The organism is Streptomyces sp. NPDC020192, from assembly GCF_044388685.1.
In the GTDB taxonomy this organism is placed as follows: Bacteria; Actinomycetota; Actinomycetes; order Streptomycetales; family Streptomycetaceae; genus Streptomyces.
On sequence record NZ_JBIRXG010000079.1, the window covers coordinates 1 to 8,964 of the forward strand.

Genomic DNA, 8,964 nt, shown 5'->3' on the forward strand with positions numbered 1-8,964 from the left:
AGTGAGTCTTTCAGCGTCTCCACCCCGTCGGCCTCCGGGTCGGCGGGGTTGTCCGGGAAGGCGTCGAAGAGGTACTGCCCGACCAGCTCGACCCGGTTCCGTCCGGTCACCTCACAAAAGGCCGGGTTGGCGTCGGCGATCACCAGGTCCGTGCCGAGCACCAGGCACGGGCTCGGAAGGGCAGCGAACACCCCTGGGTAGTCGATCTTCGGCGTCACACGCATTCCCTGCCAGTCGCTCGCTCTTCAATCTACGAAAGGTCCAGCTCCCGCGCCCGCCGAGCTCGCTCGGCGGGCAGCGGGTGGCAGCGGCGCACGCTCATCGGGCGTACGCCGTGATCGGGACCCGCCTGGTTGTGTGTCCTCACCGGCCCGGCTGGTTTCAGCGCCGCGTGGACACACCGGCGCATGGCCAGGCGATGCGAGCGAGCTGTCATGGGCCGGACAGCTGCGCAACGAACTGAGGAGGCGGATCGAAGGCGACATTGCCCGGCATCCGGGCGTGCCGACCACAAAGACACGGAGGCCGTCGACCATGGCCCCAGCCGCGCGTGTCTGCTGGGCCAGCCGTAATCTGCGGTCATGACAGAGATCCAGGCCGCAACCCCCCGTGAAGCCTTCGAGCTGCTGCTGGCCGGTAACCAGCGGTTCGTCGCGGGTGCTCCGGCGCACCCGAACCAGGACGCCACCCGCCGCACCGAGGTCGCTCCGTCTCAGCGCCCGTTCGCGGTGCTGTTCGGGTGCTCCGACTCCCGCCTGGCTGCCGAGATCATCTTCGATCGCGGTCTGGGTGATCTCTTCGTGGTGCGCACCGCCGGCCACGTGATGGGCCCGGAAGTGATCGGCAGCATCGAGTACGGCGTCGACGTGCTGGACTGCCCTCTGGTCGTGGTCCTCGGGCACGACTCGTGCGGGGCGGTCGGCGCGGCGTGCGCTGCGCTGGAGGACGGCATCGCGCCGGCCGGCTACATCCGGGACGTCGTCGAGCGCGTCACTCCCAGCGTGCTCGCGGCGAGGGCCGCCGAACGCGTGAGTGCCGACGAGATCCTCGCGGAGCACATAGGGCACACCGTCGACCTGCTGCTGGACCGCTCCCGCCTCCTGGCCGAGCGGGTTGCCGCCGGGCAGGCCGCTGTGGTGGGCCTCTGCTACCGCCTGGCCGACGGCAGCGCGCAGCTCGTCGCAGCCCGCGGGCTCGATGCGGCGGTCGCCACCGCATCCTGACCGCCCCGGCCGCCCCGCTGTCGTTGCAAAACTCGTGGAGACTCCGCAGGGCCGGGCGCGGGGCCAGCAATGGAGATTCGTGACTGATGGCCAACGCAGGGACTGCGTCCGCGCCGTTTGTCGTGGCTGGTGCGGGCCTGGTGCTGTCGCCGTCGGCGCCAGGCCGACCAGTGCAGGATGTGGTCGACGGTCATGGGCCCGGTCGGTGGGGCGGGTGATCAGGCGTCTGATCTCGGCGAGACCGAGGTGGATGAGCTGGGAGGATCCGTTTCTGCTTTCCCGGCGTCAAGTTGCCGGGCTCGTAGGACGGTCAGGCAGGCGTGGGCGGCCATGACGAGGGTCATGTGTCGGTGCCAGCCGGGGTAGCGGCGGACCTGGTAGTCGTCCAGGCCGCATTCCTGCTTCGCGCTCTGGTCGGGTAGGACCGCCGCATTGCTGCGGCGGTCCCCCCTCAGAACCGTGCGGGCCCGTTGTCCGAGCACACGGCTCAAGCAAGCCCCGAGGGCTCGCAGGCATGCGAAGGTGCTGGTTTCTATCTGCGACGTCGCCCGGCCCAATAGTCAGTAAGGGCGGGGTCGTCGACGGACGCGCTGCCCTTGACCATCTGGTGCCGGACGATCTTCGTCCAGGAGAACTTGGCGAGGTAGTGGCCGCTGTCGCGGTCACCGAAGACCCACCTGTCCCGCCTGGCCCTGTTGAACATGCCGAAGTAACGGGCGCTGACCCAGCGCTTCGGCTTGTTCGGATGCGTGTGGGTCGCCCACTTGTAGACGAGCTTCCACACGTAGGCGTCCAGCGCATGGAAGATGCGGCTGGACACCACGCTCCGGTAATAGGCCGCCCATCCCCGGATGATCGGGTTGAGCTTGTGGATCACCGCCTCGGCGTTGGCCCCGCGCAGGGCCTTGACCTCGGCGGCCAGCCGTTTCCGGTTGCGTCGCACGGCTGCCGTGCTCGGCTTGATCAGCAGCACCGCCCCGCCGCGGTAGCGGCGGACGCTGAAGCCCAGGAAGTCGCAGCCTTCATTGAGATGGACGATGTTCGTCTTGTCCTCGTTCAAGGCCAGACCTCTTGGCTTCAGCCAGGTGGCCAGCCGCTCCTTTATCTGCTCCGCTTCGGCTCTGGAGTGAGCGAAGGCAAGCAGGTCGTCGGCGTATCTGATCAGTACCGGCGAGCCCGGCATTGTTTCACCGACATGGCTCCCGCCGGTGTAGTAGCGGACTCCGGCAGCCTTTTCCATTCCGTGGAGAGCAATGTTGAGCAGGAGGGGGCTGATCACGCCGCCTTGAGGCGTTCCTTCCTCGGTGGCGGTGAAGCACTCCTTCTCGATGACCCCGGCTTTCAGCCATCGAGCGACCATTCCCTTTACGGGAAATGTTCCCAGCATCGAGATGAGGTGCTCGTGATCGATGCGGTCGAATGCCGCTGCCAGATCTGCGTCCAGTACCCACTTCCGCTTCGGGTTCCTCCCGTGCGTGACCGTGAATATTGCCTGGATCGCATCCTGGCAGCCCCTGCCCGGTCTGAATCCATAAGACTCGGGCTCGAACCGGGCTTCCCATTCGGGCTCCAGCGCGTTGACCGTCCTGGCTTGCAGGACTCTGTCAGCGATGACGGGAATTCCGAGGGGGCGCCGCTTTCCGTTGCTCTTCGGAATGTAGACACGCCGGGCGGCCCTGGGCTTCCACGGGGCGGAGTGGTGCTGGACCCAGGTGGCCAGTTCGGCCTTGCCTGGGGCCGTGAGCACGACCCGGCCGTCGATGCCCGCCGTCCGGCGGCCAGCGTTGATCTCCGTGACCCGTCGCACGCTGACTAGCGTGTTGCTGCGGCTGCGGAGCATCAGCTTCTGCAAGTTGCGGACCCTCTTCAGGTCCCCTGCCTGCGTCGCCGCGAAGATGCGCTGGCGTTGTCAACGCTCTCGCAGATTTGACCCCGCACCAGTCCCGCAGAATTGACCCCCTGGGGTCGGGTCGGGCCTGTGCGCGACGTGACGGTCGCCTGCCCGATACTGTCCGGCGTGGACTTCACCTCTGGCGGGACGGACGGCCCGCGTCTTGACGCCGCTGCCGTGGCTCAGCTTGATCTCGGCAGCAATGTCTGGGGATCTTTGACCGGGACAGCCAGCGCCCAGAGCGCGGCTGAGCTGTTCTTCCGCGCCGGCTGGCGGGTCCGGCGATCGAGCTGGACCGAGTTCCAGGTCGAAAACGAGTGCGCGGAACTTGAGCTCGTTCCGCTGGAGCCTGTCCTGTTTAGCGGGTTCGTGGATCCCGATCGCATCACTGACCTGCTTGGGGCATTGAACGGGATGGGCATGTCCTTCAGCGTCGAGTTCGAAGACCGCGAAGGGCGAGAGCACATCTTTCGCTCGACCGACCAGGGCGACTGACAGGCTCAGTCGCGGTGGGCTCGGTTCTCCTGCGCCAGGAGCTCGCGTCGCTGACGGGTCCGGTAGGAGTCGCCGGTCAGGGTGAGAACCTCGGCATGGTGGACCAGGCGGTCGATCATCGCGGCCGCGACGACGTCGTCCGAGAAGGTCTCTCCCCACCGCCCAAAGGGTAGGTTCGAGGTCACCATCACCGAGCCCTGTTCATAGCGCGACGCGATGAGCTGGAAGAACAGGTTCGCCGCGTCCTGGTCGAACGGGATGTAGCCCACCTCGTCGATAATGATCAACTTGTAGCGGCGGATCTTCTTCAGCTCCGCCTCCAGACGGCCGGCCTGGTGGGCCGCTGCCAGGCGCGCGATCCAGTTGCTGGCCGTGTCGAACAGGACCGAGTAGCCGGCGTGGGCCGCCTTGACCCCGAGCGCGATGGCCAGGTGCGTCTTCCCGATCCCGGGCGGCCCCAGCAAGATCACGTTGTCCGCCTTCGCGACGAACGTGCCCGTGGCCAGGTGCGCGAGGACGTCTCGCCGCAGCGAGGGCAGGTGGTCGAGGTTGAAGTCCTCCAGCGTCTTGACCTGCGGAAAGTGGGCGGTGCGGATCCGCATCGTGGTGCCCTTGCTCTCCCGGTCGGCGACCTGCCTCTGCAGCAGGGCGGCCAGATACTCCTCGTGGGACCAGTTCTGGTCGCGGGCCTGGTCGGCCAGTTCCTCCCAGAAGGCGCCGATTGTGGGCATCTTCAGCACCCGGGTCAGGTAGGACAGCATGGACGGCATGCCGTCCTTCGGTCCGCTCGCAGCGGTGGCCGGCTTGGACTTCGTGGCTGTGGTCACGTATCACTTCGCTTTCGTGGACGGCGGGTTGAAATCAACGCCGAAGAGCGCGTCGTAGTCGGGCAGGGCCCGCAGGGCGACGGTGTGTCCGTCGGTGTGCTGGCGGACGGCTGCCTGACGCCGGTGGCGGTCCGTCGCGAGGGCCTCGCGCATCTTCGCGGCGGTCGTCGCGTGGACCGGGTCGGTGATGACCTGCTGTTTCGCCCAGGACCGTTCGTGCCGAGCGACGACCTTGCCGTCGCAGAACACGGTCACGGTCTCCGGAGAGGCGGTGACGTCGACGAACCGGCCGATGACCTGCGGGTCGACCGAGTAGTCGACGGTGTCGACGCGGACGTAGTAGTCGCGGCCGAGCCGGATCCGCTGGTTCAGCCCGATCGGCGGCGTTACCGGCGGCAGCGGGATCATCGCTTGGTAGTCGGTCTCCAGCAGGTCGGCCGGGCGGCCCTGGATCGCCCGGACGGTGCGGGAGTTCGCCCTGACCAGCCACTCGTGCAGCTGCTGGTTGAAGTCCTGCGGTGAGGCGAACAGCCGGCCGGGCAGGAACGACGTCTCCAGGTACTGGTTGTTGCGCTCGACCATGCCCTTGAACTCCGGGTCCCGGGGCGGGGCGAGCTTGATTCTCGTGGCCAGCGTGCCGGCGAAGGCCGCGGCAGGGGCGGTGACCTTCCCGGTGCCGCCGATCGCGGCCTTCCGGTCCCAGACCAGCGTTTTCGGCACTCGACCGATGCCGTGGATCAGCGACCACATGCCCGACAGGATGTCGCCGCCCTGCCGGGACGGGATCATCATCGCGGACAGGAACCGGGAGAAGCCCAGCGTCATGACCAGCACCGGCAGGATTCGCTGCTGTCCGGCTCCGACCTGCACTTTCGTCTCCGGGAACCATAGATCGCACTGCGCGATCCGGCCGGGCTCGTAGACGATCCGGTCGACCGGATCGATCCCGACGTACTCGGGCCGGATCAGCGCGAGCCGTTTGCGCAGCGGCGGCAGCGAGTACGGCCAGCCGATCCGTTCCGCGATCACCGGCGCCGGCATCCGCGGCCATTCCTGCAGCAGAGCCCGCATCTGCGGCTCGTAGGCGTCCGCGACCTGGCCCCGCGGAGCCCGTTCGAACTTCGGCGGCCGGTCGGAGTTCAACGCGGCCCGGACTGTGTTCCGGGCCACCCCCAGCCGCCGCGCGATCTCCTTGATGGGCACACCCTCCGCTCGATGCAGACGGCGTATCTCTGCCCAGTCCTCCACCTTCAGCACCCTCCAAGAGTGATCAAGGGGGTCAATAGTGCGAGAGCGCTACGGGGTTAGTTTTGCGGGAGCATCAACAGGCGTAGACGTCGTACGTTCTCCTCAGCGGCATCCCAGTCGATCGCATGCCAGTCGAGGAGTTCGTCTTCCGGTCCGTTCGTCCCGCCTCCATCCGGAGGACGGACGTCTAACGTGTCCTTCAGTTGTGTCGTCCTTGTCATTCTCTTCTTCGCAGGCTCACCCGACCCACGTCAGCACCCTTTCGGGTCGGGGTCTTCGGCCCCTATCCGGCCAGTTATGCGGGACTGCTGGCGGAGTGGCCAGCCGTGTTGTCCCGGTTTCCTGCCGCCTTTCGGCCACCGGCATTGGCTTTCTGGGCCATCCTGTTCCCGCCAGGGAGTTGAGCGTTCCTCACGGTCGGCCTACCCGGTGACGAAATGCCACTGGGACCCTTGCGGGGTTTCCACGTTCTGCATGAGCGAGATGCGAGCGGGTTGGGTGCCCTCTCTACCCCGAGACGGCGGTGTTCTCCCGGCTGGCTGCTTCTCTCCAGCCAGCGCCTGCCACTTCTCAGCGACCAGTCCTTTACCCCACTGGAACATCCCATCGGCGAGGTTCGAAGTTACGAGGCATAGCCGAGGGTTCATTTGCATTCACCCGTCCACTCATTCCCCTCGCCTGTAACTCCCGGATGGAACGGGAGCCCTTGGGCTTTTCCCCCGGGCTTCGCACCCACCCGTTACCAGGAACGCACGCCGGGGCCCGTGATGGCGCGGCGGACCATCGCCTTCGCATGGCCACCTTGGTCTCGAAGCCGACCTCGTCGTCGATACCAGCCCGGCGGCACCTTTCGCGGTCATCGGTCCAGGAGGTGGGCAGATAAAGACGCCGGTCGATCAGTGTGCGCCCACGGCCGGTGGCGTAGGCGAGGAAGATGCCGACCTGGTCCTCGTCAGGCAAGCGAACTTGAAGCTGTTCGAGAGTCCGGGCGGGTGACCCTGGCAGGGGTGTAACGGCGATGCGATGCAGGTCCAGGAGCCGGTGCCCGTCTGGGAACTGGTTGGACGCGATTGCGCATCGAAATTGTGGTGCAGATGTGATGAGCTGCCGTTGCCAGCAAGATCGTTCCCGAGTGGTTCGCTGAGGAGCGGACCAGGGGGACGGGAGCGGCGCGCATGGCGGGTACCCGGCGTCGTTCGGCAATCGAGCAGGAACAGCAGGGCGTGGACTACGCGTACGCGTTCCTCGAGCAACGGCGGTCACGGAACGCGGCAGCCGACGCCGTCTACCGCGCGCACAACGAAACGCCGGCACCCGGCGCGTCAGCCGGAAGAGGCGATGCCAGGGCACAAGACGGCGAGCCGCCGGTGATCATGCGGGGCAGCACTCGCGGCGGCGAGTCGTTCCTCATCGGGCGACAGCCTGTGTGGAACGACGAACGCGACCTGATGGTCGTCTCATCCGCTGCACAGCAGGCCATCGAGTGGCGACTGGCGACCAGCGAAGATCCCGGCGACCTGCTGCTGCCGCGAAAACTGGTCTTCCCGCGCCGCAAATCACGGACCGGGACTGGCTACCTCGACGGGCTCGTACGACGGCAGTACGACGCCGATCTGGACGATGGAGCCGCGACCGAGGAGACCGTACTAGGGCGTGTTTCGAGAGTGCTGGTCACAGCCATTCGTAGCGCAATCCACTGGTGCCGGCGCACCGGTTTGGAACAAGCTGCGACACATGGAATGGACGCCCCTGCTCTCCACACTGACCGGTGCCGTCATCGGTATCGCAGCCACTCTGATCGCCGACCGCAACCGGTGGCGGCGGGAGGAAGCCAGGCACGCTCTGGAAGTACGGCGCGAGGTCTACACGGAGTATGTTTCCGCCCTCAAAGCCGCGGGTGAGGAAATACGGGCCGTCGCCCTGGGCGACCATATGTCCGAGTCGGCACGCGACGCGGCGGTGCGGGAAGCCGTGCGTGGCACCGGCATCTACACGGCGAGCGAACGCCTGTGGCTCGTGGGCCCGCCGCAGGTCGTGGAGGCGGGGAACGAGGCGTTCCACTGCCTGCGCGCGATCCGCGACGCCTACGCCCGTGGAGTGGCTGTCGGCTCCGCCGACGACGCGCCCCTGATAGAGCGGCGACGCAAGGCCATGGCGCAGATGCGTCGCCTCATGCGTGAGGACCTGGGCATCGGACCCCTCGGAGTCGAGTGATGTGTCACCGGCCCTGAGCTCGTCCCAGCCTCGCGGGTCCCCGCCACCGTGCTGGTCACAGCCACTCGTTGATGGCCGCGACCAGCACGGTCGCCTCGTAGCGGACGGCGAGCTTGATGCCGTCGTTGCCACTGCGCGGTGGCGCTTGAGGCGATTGATGCCGCACTCCACCGCATGGCGCCCTTTGTAATCCGCGGCGTCGAACTTCGGCGGCCGGCCACCATGGGAACCGCGCTTCTTGCGGTTGGCGATCTGGTCGCGCTTCTCCGGGATTGTGCAGCGGATACCGCGCTTGCGCAGGTAAGCGCGGTTCGAGCGGGAGCCGTACGCCTTGTCAGCGCGAACCTTGTCCGGCCGGGTGCGTGGGCGACCAGGCCCAAGCCTGGGCACCCGGATGCGACCCAGGACCACCTGGAACTGCGGGGAGCCACCGCGCTGCCCGGCCGTGATCACCGGCGACATCGGCTTCTGGGCCTGCTCAACCGCCAGGTGGAGCCGGTGGTCAGCCCTCCCCGGGAGCGTCCGAGCCCGCGTTCGTCGGGCTCGGCGAACACGCCACCAGGCGACTAGATCTGCAGATCCCGTTACCTTTTACGGGCACCCGCCGCATGCTGGTGGGCGCGGGCGATGGTCGAGTCCACCGAGACGTCCCAGGTGATCAGCCCTTCGGCATCGGCCCGAGCCTGCAGTTGCTCGAAGATCCGGTGCCAGGTGCCGTCCCGCTGCCAGCGCCGAAACAGTCCGTACACCGTCTCCCATGGGCCGTACCGCTCGGGCACGTCCCGCCAGGGAGCACCGGCGCGGGTACGCCGGCGTATGCCGACTATCAGCTGCCGCTTGGTGTGTACCAGCGGCCGCCCAGGCTTCTTCCCGACCGGGAGCAGCGGCTCCAGCTTCGCCCACTGTGCATAAGTCAGGTCGTGCCTCCCCATGAAGTGGATCTTGACACATCAAGATCCACTTCTGAAACCCGCCCTAGATGATCGATTCCAAGGGATCGGCTGCGCGCGCAAGGAGAGGGAGTCCAACGTCAGTGTGTGAAGACAGAGTTGGACTCCCTCGCCAC

6 protein-coding genes and 4 pseudogenes are annotated in these 8,964 nt (G+C 67.0%); 3 read left to right on the forward strand and 7 right to left on the reverse strand.

The window, feature by feature from the left end:
• Window positions 1-218, reverse strand: a 218-nt coding sequence (locus ACH47Z_RS46545; RefSeq protein WP_399086528.1) for a PAS domain-containing protein, incomplete at its 3' end; no start/stop codon positions are given.
• Between the two features lie 363 nt (window positions 219-581).
• On the opposite strand from ACH47Z_RS46545, the gene ACH47Z_RS46550 reads away from it, so the two are divergent.
• Complete coding sequence (locus tag ACH47Z_RS46550) at window positions 582-1,223, forward strand: carbonic anhydrase (RefSeq protein WP_399086530.1); 642 nt, start codon at window positions 582-584, stop codon at window positions 1,221-1,223.
• Between the two features lie 218 nt (window positions 1,224-1,441).
• Here ACH47Z_RS46550 and ACH47Z_RS46555 read toward each other — a convergent pair.
• A pseudogene (locus tag ACH47Z_RS46555) lies at window positions 1,442-1,636 on the reverse strand (IS701 family transposase); the annotation flags it as partial.
• Between the two features lie 119 nt (window positions 1,637-1,755).
• Window positions 1,756-3,129 (reverse strand): annotated as a pseudogene (ltrA, locus tag ACH47Z_RS46560) (group II intron reverse transcriptase/maturase); the annotation flags it as partial.
• 111 nt (window positions 3,130-3,240) lie between these two features.
• Here ltrA and ACH47Z_RS46565 point away from each other — a divergent pair.
• Window positions 3,241-3,609: a hypothetical protein gene (locus tag ACH47Z_RS46565; protein WP_399086533.1), complete on the forward strand. Its 369-nt coding sequence runs from the start codon at window positions 3,241-3,243 to the stop codon at window positions 3,607-3,609.
• Between the two features lie 5 nt (window positions 3,610-3,614).
• Here ACH47Z_RS46565 and istB read toward each other — a convergent pair whose 3' ends face one another.
• From istB to ACH47Z_RS46580, 3 genes and pseudogenes are all read right to left on the reverse strand, one after another.
• Complete coding sequence (gene istB / locus ACH47Z_RS46570; protein WP_399086535.1) at window positions 3,615-4,436, reverse strand: IS21-like element helper ATPase IstB; 822 nt, start codon at window positions 4,434-4,436, stop codon at window positions 3,615-3,617.
• Window positions 4,437-4,439: 3 nt separating this feature from the next.
• Window positions 4,440-5,693, reverse strand: a complete 1,254-nt coding sequence (istA, locus tag ACH47Z_RS46575; protein ID WP_399086538.1) for an IS21 family transposase — start codon at window positions 5,691-5,693, stop codon at window positions 4,440-4,442.
• Between the two features lie 757 nt (window positions 5,694-6,450).
• A pseudogene (locus tag ACH47Z_RS46580) lies at window positions 6,451-6,629 on the reverse strand (transposase); the annotation flags it as partial.
• A gap of 789 nt (window positions 6,630-7,418) precedes the next feature.
• Between ACH47Z_RS46580 and ACH47Z_RS46585 the strand changes: the two are divergent.
• Window positions 7,419-7,898: a hypothetical protein gene (locus ACH47Z_RS46585; protein WP_399086541.1), complete on the forward strand. Its 480-nt coding sequence runs from the start codon at window positions 7,419-7,421 to the stop codon at window positions 7,896-7,898.
• Window positions 7,899-7,953: 55 nt separating this feature from the next.
• Here the strand turns inward: ACH47Z_RS46585 and ACH47Z_RS46590 are convergent.
• Window positions 7,954-8,830, reverse strand: a pseudogene (locus ACH47Z_RS46590) (IS5 family transposase).
• Window positions 8,831-8,964 lie beyond the last annotated feature (134 nt).

Bases quoted from the DNA above. Each gene is read 5' to 3' on its own strand.
- ACH47Z_RS46550 (WP_399086530.1), top strand. From the start codon at position 582: ATGACAGAGATCCAGGCCGCAACCCCCCGTGAAGCCTTCGAGCTGCTG.
- ACH47Z_RS46585 (WP_399086541.1), top strand. From the start codon at position 7,419: ATGGAATGGACGCCCCTGCTCTCCACACTGACCGGTGCCGTCATCGGT.